Origin of the sequence: Pseudomonas sp. GD04091, from assembly GCF_029836165.1 — a bacterium.
Taxonomy (GTDB): domain Bacteria; phylum Pseudomonadota; class Gammaproteobacteria; order Pseudomonadales; family Pseudomonadaceae; genus Aquipseudomonas.
Genome location: NZ_JAOEBG010000009.1, coordinates 137,271 through 155,419, shown reverse-complemented (window position 1 = coordinate 155,419; position 18,149 = coordinate 137,271). Strand labels below are relative to the sequence as shown.

Genomic DNA, 18,149 nt, shown 5'->3' with positions numbered 1-18,149 from the left:
TGATGACGCCTGATTTCCGGCACTTTCGCGCGTATGAATATTTCCTTGCAAGGCACTCAAGAACTCTCCGGAGCCAGCCGATGCAGATGCATTCGATTACAGGAATGCGCTCCGGGAGAGCGGCCATGTTCAACAGCAAACTGAAGAAAGAAATCCAGCAACTGCGCGAAGAACTGATGTCCGTCGAGCAGGTCAAGAACAGCCTCGACAGCGAGATGCTGGTGCTCCAGCTCGATCCCCAGGGTCGCATCGAGTCGGTCAACGGCAACTTCGAGAGCGAAATGGGCTACCGCGCCGAACAGCTGATCGGGCGCAACATCGAGGAGATCGTGCCGCCCCATGTGAAGAAGCTCGATTTCTATCAGCGCATGAAGCACGCCATCACCCGTGGCGAGCACCTCAACGGCGCCTTCCGCCTGCTGCGTGGCAATGGCGAGGAAGCCTGGCTGCGTTCGATCCTGCAGCCGGTGAAGAACAGCGAAGGGCGCATCAAGTATTTTTCCCTGCATTCGAGCGACCTGACCCGGACCATCGAGACCTCCCGCGAGCACGAAAGCCTGATCAAGGCCCTGATGCGTTCCACCGCGGTCATCGAATTCAACCTCGATGGCCAGGTGCTGACCGCCAACGACCGCTTCCTGCAGGGCATGGGCTACAGCCTTGAGCAGGTGCGTGGCAAGCATCACCGCATGTTCTGTGAGCCTGAAGAAGCCAATTCGGCGCAGTACAAGGCGTTCTGGGAAAAGCTGCGTCGTGGCGAGTATGTCGCCGATCGCTTCAAACGCATCGACGCCCACGGTCGGGTGGTATGGCTGGAGGCGTCCTACAACCCGATCATCGATGCCCACGACGTGCTCTACAAAGTGGTCAAGTTCGCCACGGTGATCACCGATCAGGTCAATCAGGAACTGGCCGTGGCCCAGGCCGCCGACATCGCCTACAACACTTCGCTGGAGACCGATGGCTGCGCGCGAAAAGCCACCGACGTGGTGACGCAGACCGTCGAAGTGATGCGTGGCCTGGAAGGCTCGATGCAGGACGCCGCCGATGGCATCCAGGCGCTGGACAAGCAGTCCAAGGTGATCGGCGCGATCATCAAGACCATCAGCGACATCGCCGGACAGACCAACCTGTTGGCCCTCAACGCTGCCATCGAGGCCGCCCGTGCCGGTGAGCAGGGGCGTGGCTTTGCCGTGGTCGCCGACGAGGTTCGCCAGCTGGCCTCGCGCACCAGCAGCGCCACCGAGGAGATCGCCAAGGTGGTGCAGCAGAACGAACAGTTGGCCCAGGCCGCCGTGGACATCATCGACACCAGCAAGCGCCAGGCCGAGCAAGGGCTTGCCCTGGCCGCGGACACCGGTGGGGTGATCGTCGAGATTCAGGAAGGGGCGAAGAAGGTGGTGGACGCGGTGGGGCAGTTCTCCAGCCAGTTGAGCCACTGACCGGGCATTCGCATCGCGGGCAAGTCGCAGCAGCGGTGCGCCGCTGCGACTTGCCCGCGATGGCTTCTGTCAGTTGCGCTCGCGCACCCAGAACAACGTGGCGCCGGCCACCGCCGCCGGCATCATCAGCACGTTGACCCCCGGGATCATCAGCGCCAGATAGGTGATCCCGCCAAAGCCCATCGACTGCCAGCGCTTTTCGCGCAGCCAGGCGAGCATGTCCTGCCAGCTCATCTTGTTGTTGTCCGCCGGGTAGTCAATGTACTGGATGGCCATCATCCAGATGCCGAACACCAGCCACAGCGGCGCGGCGATCACGTTCACCACCGGGATGAACGAGAGGATGAACAAGCCGATGGCCCGGGGCAGGAAATAACTCAACTTGCGCATCTCGCGGCCAAGCGTACGCGGTACCATGGCCGCCAGCTCGCCCCAGCTGAAGGGCGGGAAATTGTCCTGGCCGCGTGCGACCACTTCGACCTTCTCGGCGAGGAATCCGTTGAAAGGCGCGGCGATGACGTTGGCCAGCAGGGTGAAGGTGAAGAACACCATCAGCAGCACCAGGGCGACGAACAGTGGCCAGAGGATGTAGCTGAGGAAGCTCAGCCAGTCGGGCAGGGTGGGCATCAACGCGTCGACCCACAGGCTGAACTGATGGCCGGCAAAGTAGATCAGGCCGCCGAACAGCAACAGGTTGACCGCCAGGGGCAGCAGCACGAACAGCCGCAGGCCAGGGCTCAGGACCATTTTCAGGCCTTCGCGCAGGTACTGTGGGCCGGAAAGGACGGGGGCTTGCATCGGAATGCTCCGCTTGAGGAAAACGCGCTGACCTTACCGAGTTTGGCGTGCCGACGAAAGGCGCGACGCTTCAGGGAAACGGCGTGTAACAAAGCGCATGGACAATGCCTATCGGTTTCTTCATCGGATAGAGACTGCCTATGAGGTGGATTGTCGAAGGATATTTCCTTAATCTCTGCGGCCTCGCTACAGTGCGCTCAACTTTTTTTGGTTTTGGACCGACGCGTTGTAGCCTTCCCCAAGTGCTGCGTGGGTCCCTTTTAATTCCAGCTGGCGCAACCGGCACCATGATGCCGGCCCCGTGCGGCCCGCTCGACAGGAGTTCGACATGTCTGAAGTACGTCATTCGCGCGTCATCATTCTCGGTTCCGGCCCAGCCGGTTACAGCGCCGCGGTGTATGCCGCCCGTGCCAACCTCAAGCCGCTGCTGATCACCGGCATGCAGGCCGGTGGCCAGCTGACCACCACCACCGAAGTCGACAACTGGCCGGGCGACCCCCATGGCCTGACCGGTCCGGCCCTGATGCAGCGCATGCAGGAGCACGCCGAGCGCTTCGAGACCGAGATCGTCTTCGACCACATCAACGCCGTCGACCTGGCCAACAAGCCGTTCACCCTGCGCGGTGACAGCGGCACCTACACCTGCGACGCGCTGATCGTCGCCACCGGTGCCAGCGCCCGCTACCTGGGCCTGCCGTCGGAAGAGACCTTCATGGGCAAGGGCGTGTCGGCCTGCGCCACCTGCGACGGCTTCTTCTACCGCAACAAGCCGGTCGCGGTCGTCGGTGGCGGCAACACCGCCGTGGAAGAGGCGCTGTACCTGGCCAACATCGCCAGCAAGGTGACCCTGGTGCACCGCCGTGACACCTTCCGCGCCGAGAAGATCCTGATCGACAAGCTGCACGCCCGTGTCGCCGAAGGCAAGATCGAGCTCAAGCTCAATGCCACCCTGGACGAAGTGCTGGGTGACAACATGGGCGTGACCGGCGCGCGTCTGAAGAACAACGACGGCAGCAGCGACGAGATCAAGGTCGACGGCGTGTTCATCGCCATTGGCCACACCCCGAACACCTCGCTGTTCGAAGGCCAGCTGACCCTGAAGGACGGCTACCTGGTGGTGCATGGCGGCCGTGAAGGCAACGCCACCGCCACCAACGTCGAAGGCGTGTTCGCCGCCGGCGACGTGGCTGACCACGTCTACCGCCAGGCCATCACCTCGGCTGGCGCCGGTTGCATGGCGGCCCTGGACGTCGAGCGCTACCTGGACGGCCTGGCCAACGCCGCGCACTGATCCAGCCTTCGCGGGGCCAGCCCCGCATAAAAAAACCGGCCATCTGGCCGGTTTTTTTGTACCCGCGATTCAGCTCACAGGCTCAGGCGCATCGACAGGTCCACCGCCTTCACGTCCTTGGTCATCGCGCCGATGGAGATGTAGTCCACACCGGTTTCGGCGATCACCCGCAACGTGCTCTCGTTCACCCCTCCGCTGGCCTCCAGCTTGGCCTTGCCGGCGGTGATGCGCACCGCCTCGCGCATCTCGTCGAGGCTCAACTCGTCGAGCATGACGATATCGGCTCCCGCCGCCAGCGCCTGGCGCAGTTCGTCCAGGCTTTCCACCTCGATCTCCACCGGCTTGCCCGGGGCGATGCGGTGCGCCGCCGCCACGGCCTCGGCCACGCCGCCGCTGGCGGCGATATGGTTCTCCTTGATCAGGAAGGCGTCGTACAGGCCGATGCGGTGGTTGTGACAGCCGCCGCAGGTGACCGCGTACTTCTGCGCCAGGCGCAGGCCCGGCAGGGTCTTGCGGGTGTCGAGCAGACGCACCTGGGTACCCTCCACCAGATCGGCCAGCAAGCGTGCACGGGTGGCCACGCCCGAGAGCATCTGCAGGAAGTTCAGCGCGGTGCGCTCGCCGCTGAGCAGCGAGCGTGCCGGGCCTTCGAGGTGGAACAGCGCCTGGTTGGCCGTGGCCCGCTCGCCATCGGCCACCTGCCAGTGCACCGCCACCCGCGGGTCGAGCTGGCGGAACACCGCATCGACCCAGGCGGTGCCGGCGATCACGCAATCCTCGCGGGTGATGATGGTGGCCTTGGCCAGGCGCTCGGCCGGGATCAGCTGGGCGGTGATGTCGCCGCTGCCGATGTCTTCCAGCAACGCGCGGCGCACGTTGGCTTCGATTTCGGCGGTCAGGTCGGCGAGGCGTAGGTTCGGCATGTTCAGCTCCACAAGCTAGGTGCCGGCGATTATAGGGCAGGGGGGCGGCGTGTACAGCTGCCTGGCCAATGACCTTTGGTCAGGCAGCGCGAGCAGATGCGCGAATGCATTGTCAGTTGAGGGCGTGCGAATACGCGCTGGCAGCTGTCACTTTTTTCATCGATAATGCGCCCAGTATTTGGCGTCATAGCTTTGACGATTTTCCTTCCAGTCGAACAACGCAACATCCAGCAAGGAGTCCGGGATGCATAAAGAAGGCAAGGTGGTGCCCTTGGCGACCACCCTCGACCGGGGCGCGCGCGCGTCCTCGCCGTGCCTTCCCGTGCTGCTCCTGCAGGTGCGTGACAAGGCGGCTCTGCAGCTGCGACAGGGCCTGCAGACATTGTTCGACAACGCCGACGACACGCTCTTCGAGATGGCCGACAAGGCCAGCGAGCGTCCCGACCAGAACCTCTACTTCGAAGCCATGCGCGACCTGCGCCTCAAGCGCAAGAGCATCGAGCGCGGTTTCCTCGATACCTTCTACGACGCCTTTTCCCGCATCGGCCAGAACGATGCCCTGGCGTCGCTGGTCTGCGCGCAGCTGGCGCAGGGCGAGGCGTCCCTGGAGCGCTCGGTGGCGGTGCAGGCCATGGTCGACCGGGTGCTGTCGCGCGATGGCTTCATCCTCGAGCATCTGAACCTGCGTTTCGCCGCGTTGCTCGAGATGCCCCTGGACGCGCCGCGCAACCCCCTTGGCCCCGCCAGCCTGTGTGGCTATTTCCTCGAGGCCGGACGCAGCCTGGGCGTGGGCGCCAAGGTCAAGCTGGTGCTGCTCAAGCTGTTCGAGCGTGCTGTGCTGCATGACCTCGATCTGCTGTATGGCGAGGCCAACCAGCTGCTGGCCAGTGCCGGGGTATTGCCCGAGCTCAAGCCCGCGCCGCGTCGGCGAGCCGAGGACCGCCGCAACATCGCCCGGCGCACCCCGGCCGATCCCACGTTGCATGCGTCAGGGGCCGACAGCGCCGGCCAGGCGTTCTTCGCCTCGCTGCAGACGCTGCTGGCCCCAGCCCGGGGCCGCGTGGCGCCACGCTTGCATACCGTCGGCGTAGCCCAGCCGATCGGCAGCGGCGACCTGCTGCGGCTGCTTACCCATCTGCAGCACTATGTGCCGGCGCCAGGCGAGCCGGACGACTTCAACCTCGGCCAGCAACTCGAGCAACTGCTGCTGCGCGTCAGCGTACGCAGCGGCACGCGCCGGCGGATCGCCACCAGCGACGAGGACATGATCAACCTGGTCGACCTGCTGTTCGCCTTCATCCAGGCCGACGCCAACCTGCCCGCGAGCCTGCGTGCATTGATCGGCCGGCTGCACATCCCGCTGCTCAAGGTGGCGCTCATCGACAAGGGCCTGTTCAGTCGCGCCAGCCATCCGGCGCGCCGCCTGCTCAACGAGATCGCCGCCGCGGCGATCGGCTGGGAGACCGGCGCCGAGGGCCTGCGCGACAGCCTGCATCTGCGGGTGGAGCGCATCGTCCAGCGTCTGCTCAACGACTTTTCCGAGGACTGCGGGCTGTTCAGCGAACTGCTCGACGAGTTCGTGGCGTTCAGCCAGGACGAGCGGCGGCGCAGCGAGTTGCTGGAACAGCGCACCCGCGATGCGGAAGAAGGCCGGGCGCGGGCGCTGCAGGCGCGCCAGCGGGTACAGCACGAACTGAACCTGCGTTTGCGCGGCCGCGTGCTGCCGCATGTGCTGGTGCAGATGCTGGAGCAGGCCTGGAGCCAGGTGCTGCTGTTGGCCTGGTTGAAGCAGGGCGAGGCCTCCACGGCCTGGACCGAGGCGCTGGCCACGGTGGATGCGCTGCTCGCCAGCGTCGCGCCGCACCAGGATCCGGCGCGCCTGCTGGCCGAGGTGCCGGGCCTGCTCAAGGCTCTGCGCGAGGGCCTGGCGGGGGTGGCGTTGGACTCGGCGGTCACGCGTGACTTTTTCGTGCAACTGGAGAAGCTGCACCTGCGGGCCTGTGGCGCAGCGCCGCAGGATGTGGACGATCAGCCCGAGGTGCTGGTGCGTGACGATATCGTCCTGGCGGTCAGCGATGAGATCGTCCTTGGCCCGTGTCTTCAGCTCGACGAACAGGACCCGTCCCTGCGTCAGGTGCAGCGTCTGCCGGTCGGCACCTGGGTTGAGGTGATGGACGATGACGAGCCGCTGCGCTGCAAGCTGGTGGCGCGCATCGACAGCAGTGATCGCATCGTGTTTGCCAACCGTACCGGCTTGAAGGTCCGCGAGTGGAACCGTGCCGGGCTTGCCCTGGCGCTACGCCGCGGCGAGGTGCGCCTGCTCGATGATGGTTTGCTGTTCGAGCGCGCCCTGGAAGCGGTGCTCGAGCAACTGCGCGGGCAGCGGGCGCAGTAACGCTGTGAAATCCCTTACACAATCATTTACATGCAAGGGCCAGCGGCGCACGGCATACTGACGCCCTGCCTCCGGCGTTTTTCAGGATCTGTCCCATGCAATTGGACCGTGCGACCGGCTGGTTTTCCGGCGTCAGCCACTGCCCCTCGCCGAACTTCAATACCCGCCCCGAGGGCGAGTCCATCTCGCTGCTGGTCATCCACAACATCAGCCTGCCACCGGCCTGTTTCGGTACCGGCAAGGTGCAGCAGTTCTTCCAGAACCGTCTGGACCCGAACGAGCACCCCTACTTCGCGACCATCAACCACCTGACCGTCTCGGCGCACCTGTTCGTCGAGCGCGATGGCGCGGTGACCCAGTTCGTCTCGCTGCTCGATCGCGCCTGGCATGCCGGTGTGTCGCGTTTCGGCGAGCGCGAGGGATGCAACGATTTTTCCATTGGCATCGAGCTGGAGGGCACCGACGAGCTGCCCTACACCGATGCCCAATACGCCACCCTGGAACAGCTGACCTGCGAGATCCGTGCGGCCTGGCCGGTGATCGACCTGCAACGCATCTGCGGTCACAGCGATATCGCCCCGCAGCGCAAGACCGACCCTGGCCCGGCCTTCGACTGGCCGCGCTACCGGGCTGCGCTGCAATGCAACGAGGACAAGGCATGAGTTTTCTGGTGTTGGTGCTGGCACTGTGGGTCGAGAAGTTTTCCGCCCTGCGTCAGCGGTTGCAGCGTGACGGCTTCTACCTGGCCGAGCTGGCGCGCCTCGAGCGCGGCGGCAAGGTCCATCCCTGGTGGACGCTGGCCATCCTGATCCTTGCACCAGTAGCGCTGCTGGCGTTGCTGCTGCATGTCCTGGAACCGGTGGCCTATGGTTTGCTGGCGTTGCCGGTGCATCTCGTGGTGCTGGTCTACAGCCTCGGACGGGGCGATGTGAAGGCCGCGCTGGGGCCGTTTCGCGATGCCTGGCGCCGGGGTGACGAGCAGGCCGCGCTGCATGTGGCCGAGCGCGACCTGGGCCTGGCCGCCGACGACGCCCAGAGCCTGATCAAGCGGGTTCAGGGGCATCTGTTGTGGCAGGCCTACCAGAGCTTCTTCGCGGTGATCTTCTGGTACTTCCTGCTTGGGCCTGGCGCGGCGCTGGCCTATCGCCTGCTGGCCTTGACCACCGACAAGAGCAATCAACCGGCGCTCAAGACCCTGGCCGGGCAACTGCGCCACGCCATGGACTGGTTGCCGGTGCGGGTGATGGCGGTGAGCTTCGCCCTGGTCGGCAACTTTGTCGCGGTGACCCGGGTGATGCTGCACGAACTGCTCGACTGGCATGTCAGCGCCGGCCATCTGGTGGCCAAGGTCGGGCGGGTGGCCGATGACATTCCAGAGCAAGAGGATCGTCAGCGCGGCCTGGCGCGGCTGGACAGCCTGTGGGAGCTGCTGCTGCGCTGCGCGGTGCTGTGGTATGCCTGCTTTGCCCTGTGGACCGTGCTGGTCTGAGGTTCTGGCTCGCCGGCTTGCCGGCGAGCACACCCCCACGTTTAACCATAAGTTACAAACCTTGATTTCAATCTGCGCTATACAAGGCATTGGTCCATAGATGGCCTAGTGCTACCCCGCAGAACAACAAGAATTCAAGGAGGTGACCTGTGAAGCGTCTGCTCTATCCGGCCATCGCACTGATGGACCGCCTGAGCTTCGGCATGAAGTTCAGCCTGATCAGCGTCCTGTTCTTCCTGCCCATGCTGGTCACCAGCTTCTATCTGGTCCGCGATGCCTACAGCCAGCTTCAGGCCACTCGCGGCGAGCTGCAGGGGTTGGCCCCGCTCGCCGACAGTCTGGCCTTGCGCGGCGACCTGGAGACCCTGGGCAACCTGCTGCAGATCAACGCCGTGCTCGGCCAGTCGGGCCAGGCCGGTGATGTGGAGAGCCGCATCGGCGCCCTGCAGGACAAGGTCCAGGCCCTGCTCGACACCCTCAAGGGCAGCGACCCGGCGCTCGAAGCCAAGCGCGGCGAGCTGGCCGAGGCGTTTGCCCGTGCCCGCGGCGAGACCTCGCTGCAGAACAAGATGGCCCTGTTCGACAAGCTGCTGGTCCAGGCCCAGGTGCTGGGCAGGCTGGTCGCCAGTCAGTCGGGGCTGACCCAGGACAGCGAGGCCTCGGTACGCCAGCTCAGCGAGCTGATCGGTGGCGCCACGGCGCAGGTCACCCAGGCGATCGGTGAAGGCCGGGCGATGGGCGCGGTGGCGCTCGGGCGTGGCTTCATGGATTCCTCCGCCAGTGCCCGCTTCGAAGACCTGCTGCAGCGACTGGAGCGCTTGTCCGCCGATTACGCCCTGCGCCTCGACGATGCGCTGGCGGCCGACGCGCAGGCCAAGACCGCCCTCGAGGCCAGTGCCCAGGCCAGCCAGGCCACGGTCAGGCTGGCCGCGACGCTGTTCGAGGACCAGGTGGTGGTGGCCGAGACCCTGGACACGCCCTGGGCCGGCTTCTACCAGCAATCCAGCGAGTTGATGGCCCAGACTTACCGTCTCAACGACGCCGTCCTGGCGCACCTGCACGGGCAACTGGAGCAGCGCCTGGGCCAGCACCAGCTGCGCATGATCGCGCTGGTCGCCGCCCTGGCCACGGTATTCGCGCTGATCATCTACCTCTACAGCGGCTTCTACGTCTCCACCCGCGAAACCCTCGGCAACCTGGGCCGCGCCATGGACCAGGTTGCCGCCGGCGACATGACCATCAGCTTCCAGGCCAGCAGCCGGGACGAGCTGGGGGAGCTGGGGCGCGGTTTCAACGAGACCGTGCGGCGCATTCGTGGCCTGATCGAGCAGGTCGGCAAGACGGTGACCACGGTCGAGGAACAGGCCGGCCAGGTGCTGTCGGTATCGAGCCGCAGCAACCAGGCGGTCAGTGGCCAGCGCGAGCAGATCGAGCAGGTGGCCACGGCCATGAACCAGATGAGCGCCACCGCGCTGGAGGTCGCGCGCAGCGCCGCGCTGGCCGCCGAAGGCGCGCAGCGAGTCAATCACGAGAGCGTTTCGGGCCGCGATCTGGTGGCCAGCCAGCAAGGCAGCATCGCCCGCCTGGCGGGCGAGATCGACCAGAGCGTGGCCGCGGTGAATCAGCTGGCGGGCGACAGCCAGGCCATCGGCCGGGTGCTGGAAGTGATCCGCAGCATCGCCGAGCAGACCAACCTGCTGGCGCTCAACGCCGCCATCGAAGCGGCCCGGGCCGGGGAGCAGGGCCGGGGGTTTGCCGTGGTCGCCGATGAAGTGCGTACCTTGGCCAAGCGAACCCAGGACTCCACCGAGGAGATCGCGCAGATGATCCAGCGCCTGCAGGAGGGCGTGGGGGCGGCGGTACGGGTGATGGGCAGCAGCCACCAGATGGCTGCCGGCACCGTCGACGAGGCGCGCCAGGTGCAGCAGGCACTGGGCAATATCCTCGGCGCGGTGGGCGGTATCGTCGAGCAGAACCAGCAGATCGCCGCCGCCGTCGAGCAGCAGACCGCCGTGGCCCACGATATCGACCAGAACATCGTGGCGATCAACCGGGCCGCGCAGGACACCACCGAGGGCGCCTGCCAGACCGAGGACGCCAGCCGGGCGCTGTCGGCGCAGGTGGTGGAGCTCAAGCGCTTGATTGGCGCGTTCAGGGTGTGATCGATGGCGCGGCCGCTCCTGCAGGAGGCCGTGTCCGCTTCGCTGCTACCAGCCGAACAGCTCAGAGGCATTGCGGCTGCTGGTCTCGGCCAGCAGCCCGGCCTCGACCCCCATCACCTCGGCCAGCGCCTGGGCAATCTCCGGCAGGTGCTCCGGGCTGTTGCGCTCGCCGGGGTACATGGCCGGCGCCATGTCCGGCGCGTCAGTCTCCAGCACCACGCTGTCCAGGGGCAGACGCGGCAGCGTCTTGCGCAGGCGCAATGCCTGCGGCCAGGTGCCGGCGCCTCCTAGCCCCAGCTTGAAACCCAGCTTGAGGTATTCGCGCGCCTCCTCGTAGCTGCCGGCGAACGCATGGATGATCCCCGCCCGCGCCGGCTTGTAGCGCTTGAGGGTGGCGATCACCTGGGCATGGCTGCGGCGCACGTGCAGCAGCGCAGGCAACGCGAAGTCGCAGGCCAGTTGCAGCTGGGCCTCGAACAGCGTCTGCTGGCGCGCCGGGTCCAGCTCGGGCAGGTAGTAATCCAGGCCGAACTCACCGACCGCGCAGAGCTTCGGGTCACCGCGCAGACGTTCGAGCCAGCCGCGCAGTCGCACCAGGTGTTCGGGCCGGTGCTGTTCCAGATAGACCGGATGCAGGCCCAGCGCCGCATACACGCGCTCATCGGCACAGGCCAGGTCCCACACCCGCTGGAAATTGTCCTGATGGACTCCCAGCACCACCATGCGCTCCACCCCGCGCGCCGCCGCGTTGGCCAGCAGGCGCGGGCGGTCGGCGTCGAAGTCGGGAAAGTCCAGGTGGGTGTGGGTGTCGATCAGGCGCATGCTCAGGCCTTGGCGATCCGTTGCTTGAAGGTCCGGCCGATGGCGTGCACGCCGGGTTCGTAGCGCTGCTCCTCGATGGCGGCCAGGGCCAGTTCCAGCGCGGTGGCGGCGATCAGCCCGTGTTGCTGGGCCATGGCGTTGACCGGCAGCGGCAGGAAGTCGAGCAGCTGGTTGTCGCCGAAGGTGCCCAGCTGCAGCTCCCGCGAGCCTTCCGGGCGCGTCTGCAGCGTGTCGAACACGCCTTGCAGCAACACGTAGGAGGTCGTGACCAGCGCGTCCGGCAGGCCACCGAGCTCGTCGATCAGCTGCTGCATCAGGCGCTGGCCGCATTCACGGCTGAAGGCTTCGCCCTGGTGGCGGCGGATCTCGCCGTCGAAGCCGCGCAGGGCCTCATCGAAACCGCCGGCGCGGGCCTGGCTCACCGACAGTTCGGGGCGAGCGCCGATCAGCGCGATGCTGCGCGGGCGGGTGTTCAGCAGGCTCTGCGCCAATTGGCGGCTGGCGTCACGGTCGTCGCTGATCACCGAGCAGAAGTAGGCCGGATCCAGGCGCCGGTCGATGGCGATCACCGGCAGACCCTTGGCCTGCAGCTCGCGGTAGCTGTCGTCTTCCGGTGGCAGGCAGCTGGCGACGAACAGGGCGTCGCAGCGCCGGGCACGGAACAGTTGCTGCAACTGGCGCTCGCTGTCGGGCTGGTCGTCGCTGCTGGCGATCAGCAGCTGGTAGCCACGGGCGCGGGCGCCTTGCTCCAGCTGCTTGGCGATACGGGCGTAGCTGGGGTTCTCCAGATCCGGGAGAATGAAGCCCAGTGTGCGGGTGTGGCGGCTGCGCAGGCCGGCAGCCTGGGGATTGGGCGTGAAGCCGTGGGCCTCGACCACCGCGCGCACGCGCTCGACAGTGCTGTTGCTGATGCGCTGCTGTTCGGCCTTGCCATTGATGACGTAGCTGGCGGTGGTCACGGACACACCGGCCAGACGGGCGATATCGCTGAGTTTCACCGAATTTTCCTTGTTGTTTCCGGGACTGGCCGCGGGCTTGACCGGCTAGTTTCACCCATCGGCGGGCCCGCGCGCAGACGACCATTGTCGCAATTGTCCGACAGGATGGGGCTTTTTCGTCGGCAGATTATCGAGTAACGTGGCCGCTTGGTCAGATTAAACGTTTCAGCATGGCGAAATTTCCTGCCGCGAAATCCGCATTCGCCCCTTGTGCTGATCGTTTTTGCCGGCTTTTGCCGTCGAATTCCACAACAATACCTCGGTGGCCGACGTGGCTGCCGCAAAAGGAGAGGGTCATGCTCGAACTTGCCGTGGAGCAGATTGCCATGGGCCAGCGTGCCGCCGACAAGGGCGAGGCACTGGCACTGCTGGCCGATCGGCTGGTCGCCGACGGATTGGTCGCAGAGGGTTACCTGGCAGGGCTGCAGGCCCGGGAGGCGCAAGGCTCGACCTTCCTCGGCCAGGGCATTGCCATCCCCCACGGCACACCGCAGACCCGCGACCAGGTGTTCGCCACCGGCGTGCGCCTGCTGCAGTTCCCCGATGGCGTGGACTGGGGCGATGGCCAGATCGTCTACCTGGCCATTGGCATCGCCGCCCGCTCCGACGAACACCTGCGTCTGCTGCAACTGCTGACCCGCGCCCTGGGCGAGACCGACCTGGCCGAGGCGCTGCGCCGGGCGGCCAGCGCCGAAGCGTTGCTCAAGCTGCTGCAAGGTGCGCCACGGGAGCTGGCGCTGGATGCCCAGCTGGTCGGCCTCAACCTGGCGGCGGAAGATTTCGACGAGCTGGCCTGGCGCGGCGCTCGCCTGTTGCAGCGCGCCGGTTGTGCCGACAGCGGCTTTGCCGCCGTGCTGCAGCAGACCGAGCCGCTACCGCTGGGTGAAGGGCTGTGGTGGTTGCACAGCGAGCGCGAAGTGCGTCAGCCGGGCCTGGCGTTCGTCACGCCACAACAGCCATTGCGTTATCGCGACCAGCCCCTCACCGGTCTGTTCTGCCTGGCCAGTCTCGGCGCCGCCCATCAGGCGCTGCTCGAGCGTCTGTGCGAGGTGTTGATCGAGGGGCGTGGACAGATGCTCTACCAGGCCACCAGCAGCCGCGCCGTGCTCGAGGTGCTCGGCGGCGAGGCGCCCGCCGACTGGCCGAGCGTCCGCGTGGTGCTGGCCAACCCCCATGGGCTGCACGCACGTCCGGCCAAGGTGCTGGCGCAGCTGGCCAAGGGCTTCGAGGGCGAGATTCGCGTGCGTCTGCAAGGCAGCGACCAGCCTGCCGTTTCGGTGAAGAGCCTGAGCAAGTTGCTCGGCCTCGGCGCCCGTCGTGGCCAGTCGCTGGAGCTGATCGCCGAACCGGACATCGCCGCCGACGCCTTGCCGGTGCTGCTGGCCGCCATCGAGCAAGGCCTGGGCGAGGCGGTCGAGCCGCTGCCGGGCACGGCTGCGCAGGAGGAGATGCCCGGCGAATTTCTCCAGGCTCCCGTGCCCGGCAGCATCCTGCAGGGCGTCGCGGCCGCGCCGGGCATCGCCAGCGGCCCGGCCCACGTCTGTGTCGAGCGCGAGATCGACTACCCGCTGCGGGGCGAATCGCCCGCCCTGGAGCGGGCCAAGTTGCGTCAGGCCATCGACAAGGTGCACGCCGATCTGCAGACCCTGGTGCAACGCAGCGACAAGGCGATCGGCGAGATCTTCGTCACCCACCAGGAAATGCTCGCCGACCCGGCCTTGGTCGACGAAGTCGAACTGCGCCTGGCCCAGGGCGAAAGCGCCGCCGCAGCGTGGATGGCGGTGATCGACGCCGCCGCCCGGCAACAGGAGGCGTTGCACGACGCGCTGCTGGCCGAGCGTGCCGCCGACCTGCGCGACATCGGCCGCCGGGTGCTGGCGCAGCTGTGTGGCGTGGAACAGACCGTCGAGCCCGAACAACCCTACGTGCTGGTGATGGCCGAAGTCGGCCCTTCCGATGTGGCGCGCCTGGACCCGGCCCGAGTCGCCGGCATCGTCACCGCCCGGGGCGGCGCCACGGCGCACAGCGCCATCGTCGCCCGGGCCCTGGGCATCCCGGCGGTGGTCGGCGCCGGGGCGTCGATACTGCTGCTGGACAGCGGCACGCCGCTGCTGCTCGATGGCCAGCGTGGCCGGGTGATCGTCGCGCCGCCCGCGCACGAGCTGCAGCGAGCCCTGGCCGAGCGTGACGCGCGCGCGCGGCGCCTGCAGATCGCCTGGGCCAATCGCCATGAGCCCGCGGTGACCCGTGACGGTCATCGCATCGAAGTGTTGGCCAACATCGGCGAAAGCAGCGGTATCGCCAAGGTGGTGGAGCAGGGCGCCGAAGGCGTCGGCCTGCTGCGCACCGAACTGATCTTCATGGCCCACCCGCAACTGCCCGATGTGGCGACCCAGGAGGCCGAGTACCGGCGGGTGCTCGACGGCCTGGACGGGCGGCCACTGGTGGTGCGCACCCTCGACGTGGGCGGCGACAAGCCCTTGCCGTACTGGCCGATCGCGGCCGAAGAGAACCCCTTCCTTGGCGTGCGCGGCGTGCGCCTGACCCTGCAACGCCCGCAGGTGATGGAGCAGCAGTTGCGCGCGCTGTTGCGCGCCGCGCGTGAGCGCCCGCTGCGCATCATGTTCCCCATGGTCGGCCAGCTTCACGAATGGCGCGCCGCCAAGGCCATGGTCGAGCGCCTGCGCCAGGAGATTCCGGTGGCCGACCTGCAGGTGGGCATCATGGTCGAGGTGCCCTCGGCTGCGCTGCTGGCGCCGCGACTGGCCCGCGAAGTGGACTTCTTCAGCATCGGCACCAACGACCTCACCCAATACACCCTGGCCATCGACCGTGGCCACCCGAGCCTCTCGGCCCAGGCCGACGGCCTGCACCCGGCAGTGCTCAACCTGATCGACATGACCGTGCGCGCCGCCCATGCCCAGGGCAAGTGGGTGGGCGTGTGCGGCGAGTTGGCGGCCGACCCGCAGGCGGTGGCGGTGCTGCTGGGCCTGGAGGTGGACGAGCTGAGCGTCGCCGCCCGCAGCATCCCCGAAGTCAAGGCACTGGTGCGCCAGGTCGACCATTCGATGGCCCGCGCCCTGGCGCGCGAGGCCCTGCAACAAGACAGCGCCGAGGCAGTCCGGGCGCTGGTGGAGCGTTACTGATGGCCAAGATCCTCACCCTCACCCTCAACCCGGCGCTGGATATCACCATCGGCCTCGACCGCCTGCGCGCCGGTGCGGTCAACCGTGGCCAGGCCCAGCACAGCCATGCCGCCGGCAAGGGGCTGAACGTCGCCCAGGTGCTGGCCGACCTTGGCCACCGCGTGACCGTCGGCGGTTTCCTCGGGCACGACAACCTGGCGCCGTTCGAGGCGTTGATCGCGCAGCGTGGGTTTGTCGATTGCTTCGTGCGTGTGCCGGGTGAGACCCGCAGCAACCTCAAGCTGGTCGAGGCCGATGGCCGGGTCACCGATATCAACGGGCCTGGGCCTGAGGTTGACGAGGCCGCCCGCGATGCCTTGCTGCGCCGCCTGGAGCAGGTCGCGCCCGGGCATGATGCCGTGGTGGTGGCTGGCAGCCTGCCACGCGGGATCAGCCCTGAGTGGCTGCGTGAGTTGCTGTCGATGCTCAAGTCGCTTGGCCTGAAGGTGGCCCTGGACAGCAGCGGCGAAGCCTTGCGTGCAGGGCTGGAGGCCGCGCCCTGGCTGGTCAAGCCCAACACCGAGGAGCTGGGCGATGTGCTCGGCCTGCCGGCGCTCGACCGGGCTGGACAGCGCGCTGCTGCGCGCCAGTTGCTGGCCAGCGGCGTCGCGCATGTGGTGGTGTCCCAGGGCGAGCAGGGCGTGACCTGGTTCGCCGCCGGCCTGGCGCTGCATGCGCAACCGTCGAAAGTGCGCATCGCCAGTACGGTGGGCGCCGGTGATTCGTTGGTGGCGGGCATGGTGCATGGTCTGCTCCAGACCGAAGCGCCCGCCGTCACCCTGCGCCGAGCCACCGCCATCGCCGCCCAGGCGGTCACCCAGGTCGGCTTCGGTATCCATGATCGCGAGCAACTGCGACGCCTGGAGGCTGAAGTGCGCCTCAGCGAACAACAAGAAGAGGGCTGCTGATGAACATTGCCATTGTCACCGCCTGCCCCAACGGCCAGGTGTCCAGCGTGCTCAGCGCGCGTCTGCTGGCCGCCGCAGCCCAGCGCCGGGGCTGGAGCACCAGTGTCGAGGTGCAGGATGCCGAACACCCCGAGCGCAGTCTGACGCCGGCGCAGATCGCCGAGGCGGACTGGGTGCTGGTGGTCAGCACCGGGCCGGTGGACCTGGCGCGTTTCGCCGGCAAGCGCCTGTACCAGAGCGCCCCGGCCCAGGCATTGGCGGACCGTGAAAGCTTTCTCGATGAAGCCGCCGCCAGGGCGCAGGTGCAGGAGGGCAGCGCCACCCCGCTGGCGAGCGCGCCGAAGATCGTCGCCGTGACCGCCTGCCCGACCGGCGTGGCCCATACCTTCATGGCCGCCGAAGCCTTGCAACAGGCGGCGCAGGCCATGGGCTACCGGCTCACCGTGGAAACCCAGGGCTCGGTCGGGGCGCGCAATCCGCTGCCCGCCGAGGCCATCGCCGATGCCGATGTGGTGCTGCTGGCCGCCGACATCGAAGTGCCCGCCACCCGCTTCGCCGGCAAGCGCATCTACCGCTGCGGTACCGGCGTCGCCCTCAAGCAGGCCCGCGCGACGCTGGACAGGGCGTTGGCCGAGGGCAAGGTGGAGCACGTGGGGGAAGCCGCCAGCGCGGCGCGCAAAACCGAGAAGACCGGTGTCTACAAGCACCTGCTGACCGGGGTGTCGTTCATGTTGCCGATGGTGGTGGCCGGCGGCTTGCTGATCGCCTTGTCCTTCGTATTCGGCATCGAGGCCTACAAGGAGCCCGGCACGCTGCCCGCGGCCCTGATGCAGATCGGTGGCGAGGCCGCGTTCAAGCTGATGGTGCCGCTGCTGGCCGGGTACATCGCCTGGTCCATTGCCGACCGCCCGGGCCTGGCACCAGGGATGATCGGCGGCCTGCTGGCCAGCACACTGGGGGCCGGCTTCATCGGCGGCATCGTCGCTGGCTTTCTGGCGGGCTACAGCGCCAAGGCGATCGCCCGCTGGGTACGGCTGCCGAGCAGCCTCGACGCGCTCAAGCCGATCCTGATCATTCCCCTGCTGGCCAGCCTGTTCACCGGCCTGGTGATGATCTACGTGGTCGGCCAGCCGGTGGCTGCCATGCTCGAAGGGCTGACCCACTTCCTCGACAGCATGGGCACCACCAATGCCATCCTGCTCGGGCTGCTGCTTGGCGGCATGATGTGCGTGGACCTCGGCGGGCCGATCAACAAGGCCGCCTATGCGTTCTCGGTAGGGCTGCTGGCCTCGTCGAGCTATGCGCCGATGGCCGCGACCATGGCCGCCGGCATGGTACCGCCGATCGGCCTGGGCATCGCCACCTTCCTGGCTCGACGCAAGTTCGCCCAGAGCGAGCGCGAGGCCGGCAAGGCCGCTTTCGTACTAGGGTTGTGCTTCATTTCCGAAGGGGCCATTCCATTTGCGGCGAAAGACCCGCTGCGGGTGATCCCGGCGAGCATCGCCGGTGGCGCGTTGACCGGGGCCCTGTCGATGTACTTCGGCTGCAAGCTGATGGCGCCCCACGGTGGTTTGTTCGTGCTGCTGATCCCCAATGCGATCAACCATGCGCTGTTGTACCTGCTGGCGATCGTGGCCGGGAGCCTGGTGACGGCGGTGGTGTATGCCGTGATCAAGAAGAGTGAGCAGGTGGAGATGGTGGTGGCGCCGGCCAAGGGGTAGGCCGACAGGGCTTGC

14 protein-coding genes are annotated in these 18,149 nt (G+C 67.1%); 9 read left to right on the top strand and 5 right to left on the bottom strand.

Translation table 11 applies throughout. From position 1 onward, the window contains the following. The first annotated feature begins 125 nt into the window (after positions 1-125). Positions 126-1,442, top strand: coding sequence for a PAS domain-containing methyl-accepting chemotaxis protein (locus N7422_RS13740; RefSeq protein ID WP_279807048.1), 1,317 nt, complete (start codon positions 126-128; stop codon positions 1,440-1,442). A 69-nt stretch (positions 1,443-1,511) separates the two neighbouring features. Here the strand turns inward: N7422_RS13740 and cysZ are convergent, their stop codons facing one another. Beyond that, complete coding sequence (gene cysZ / locus N7422_RS13735; protein ID WP_279807047.1) at positions 1,512-2,240, bottom strand: sulfate transporter CysZ; 729 nt, start codon at positions 2,238-2,240, stop codon at positions 1,512-1,514. A 328-nt stretch (positions 2,241-2,568) separates the two neighbouring features. Between cysZ and trxB the strand changes: the two genes are divergently transcribed. Then, on the top strand, positions 2,569-3,531 hold the full coding sequence (gene trxB / locus N7422_RS13730) for a thioredoxin-disulfide reductase (protein ID WP_279807046.1): 963 nt from the start codon (positions 2,569-2,571) through the stop codon (positions 3,529-3,531). 74 nt (positions 3,532-3,605) lie between these two features. Here trxB and nadC read toward each other — a convergent pair whose 3' ends face one another. Beyond that, positions 3,606-4,454 (bottom strand): carboxylating nicotinate-nucleotide diphosphorylase, encoded by an 849-nt coding sequence (nadC, locus tag N7422_RS13725; RefSeq protein WP_279807045.1) that lies wholly within the window; start codon positions 4,452-4,454, stop codon positions 3,606-3,608. Between the two features lie 244 nt (positions 4,455-4,698). Between nadC and N7422_RS13720 the strand changes: the two genes are divergently transcribed. From N7422_RS13720 to N7422_RS13705, 4 genes are all read left to right on the top strand, one after another. Then, on the top strand, positions 4,699-6,849 hold the full coding sequence (locus tag N7422_RS13720) for a DUF1631 domain-containing protein (RefSeq protein WP_279807044.1): 2,151 nt from the start codon (positions 4,699-4,701) through the stop codon (positions 6,847-6,849). 95 nt (positions 6,850-6,944) lie between these two features. Next, positions 6,945-7,511, top strand: a complete 567-nt coding sequence (gene ampD, locus N7422_RS13715) for a 1,6-anhydro-N-acetylmuramyl-L-alanine amidase AmpD (RefSeq protein ID WP_279807043.1) — start codon at positions 6,945-6,947, stop codon at positions 7,509-7,511. Continuing rightward, a complete protein-coding gene (gene ampE, locus N7422_RS13710; RefSeq protein WP_279807042.1) occupies positions 7,508-8,338 on the top strand; it encodes a regulatory signaling modulator protein AmpE in 831 nt (276 codons plus the stop codon). The genes ampD and ampE overlap by 4 nt, the downstream gene beginning before the upstream one ends. Positions 8,339-8,487: 149 nt before the next feature. Then, entirely contained in the window at positions 8,488-10,500 is a 2,013-nt protein-coding gene (locus N7422_RS13705; RefSeq protein WP_279807041.1) for a methyl-accepting chemotaxis protein, read from the top strand. Positions 10,501-10,545: 45 nt separating this feature from the next. Here N7422_RS13705 and N7422_RS13700 read toward each other — a convergent pair whose 3' ends face one another. From N7422_RS13700 to N7422_RS13690, 3 genes are all read right to left on the bottom strand, one after another. Further along, positions 10,546-11,322 (bottom strand): TatD family hydrolase, encoded by a 777-nt coding sequence (locus tag N7422_RS13700; RefSeq protein WP_279807040.1) that lies wholly within the window; start codon positions 11,320-11,322, stop codon positions 10,546-10,548. Between the two features lie 2 nt (positions 11,323-11,324). Next, entirely contained in the window at positions 11,325-12,320 is a 996-nt protein-coding gene (gene cra, locus N7422_RS13695) for a catabolite repressor/activator (RefSeq protein ID WP_279807039.1), read from the bottom strand. A 151-nt stretch (positions 12,321-12,471) separates the two neighbouring features. Then, the gene (locus tag N7422_RS13690) at positions 12,472-12,618 is read right to left on the bottom strand and encodes a hypothetical protein (protein WP_279807038.1); all 147 of its coding nucleotides are present in this window, start codon (positions 12,616-12,618) and stop codon (positions 12,472-12,474) included. On the opposite strand from N7422_RS13690, the gene ptsP reads away from it, so the two are divergent. From ptsP to N7422_RS13675, 3 genes are read left to right on the top strand one after another with little or no spacing between them, the layout of a single operon-like run. Then, entirely contained in the window at positions 12,617-15,466 is a 2,850-nt protein-coding gene (ptsP, locus tag N7422_RS13685; RefSeq protein WP_279807037.1) for a phosphoenolpyruvate--protein phosphotransferase, read from the top strand. The two genes, N7422_RS13690 and ptsP, sit on opposite strands and share 2 nt — an antisense overlap. Then, positions 15,466-16,413 carry a 1-phosphofructokinase gene (gene pfkB, locus N7422_RS13680; RefSeq protein WP_279807036.1) on the top strand — a complete coding sequence of 316 codons (948 nt, stop codon included), beginning with the start codon at positions 15,466-15,468 and terminating at the stop codon, positions 16,411-16,413. The genes ptsP and pfkB overlap by 1 nt, the downstream gene beginning before the upstream one ends. After that, complete coding sequence (locus N7422_RS13675; RefSeq protein WP_279807035.1) at positions 16,413-18,134, top strand: PTS fructose-like transporter subunit IIB; 1,722 nt, start codon at positions 16,413-16,415, stop codon at positions 18,132-18,134. Before pfkB ends, N7422_RS13675 begins: the two co-directional genes overlap by 1 nt. The last annotated feature ends 15 nt before the right edge of the window (positions 18,135-18,149 follow it).

Coding starts and splice junctions, on each gene's coding strand:
- N7422_RS13740 (WP_279807048.1), top strand. CDS start 126: ATGTTCAACAGCAAACTGAAGAAAGAAATCCAGCAACTGCGCGAAGAA.
- cysZ (WP_279807047.1), bottom strand. CDS start 2,240: ATGCAAGCCCCCGTCCTTTCCGGCCCACAGTACCTGCGCGAAGGCCTG.
- N7422_RS13720 (WP_279807044.1), top strand. CDS start 4,699: ATGCATAAAGAAGGCAAGGTGGTGCCCTTGGCGACCACCCTCGACCGG.
- pfkB (WP_279807036.1), top strand. CDS start 15,466: ATGGCCAAGATCCTCACCCTCACCCTCAACCCGGCGCTGGATATCACC.
- trxB (WP_279807046.1), top strand. CDS start 2,569: ATGTCTGAAGTACGTCATTCGCGCGTCATCATTCTCGGTTCCGGCCCA.
- N7422_RS13675 (WP_279807035.1), top strand. CDS start 16,413: ATGAACATTGCCATTGTCACCGCCTGCCCCAACGGCCAGGTGTCCAGC.
- ptsP (WP_279807037.1), top strand. CDS start 12,617: ATGCTCGAACTTGCCGTGGAGCAGATTGCCATGGGCCAGCGTGCCGCC.
- nadC (WP_279807045.1), bottom strand. CDS start 4,454: ATGCCGAACCTACGCCTCGCCGACCTGACCGCCGAAATCGAAGCCAAC.
- ampE (WP_279807042.1), top strand. CDS start 7,508: ATGAGTTTTCTGGTGTTGGTGCTGGCACTGTGGGTCGAGAAGTTTTCC.
- N7422_RS13690 (WP_279807038.1), bottom strand. CDS start 12,618: ATGACCCTCTCCTTTTGCGGCAGCCACGTCGGCCACCGAGGTATTGTT.
- ampD (WP_279807043.1), top strand. CDS start 6,945: ATGCAATTGGACCGTGCGACCGGCTGGTTTTCCGGCGTCAGCCACTGC.
- N7422_RS13700 (WP_279807040.1), bottom strand. CDS start 11,322: ATGCGCCTGATCGACACCCACACCCACCTGGACTTTCCCGACTTCGAC.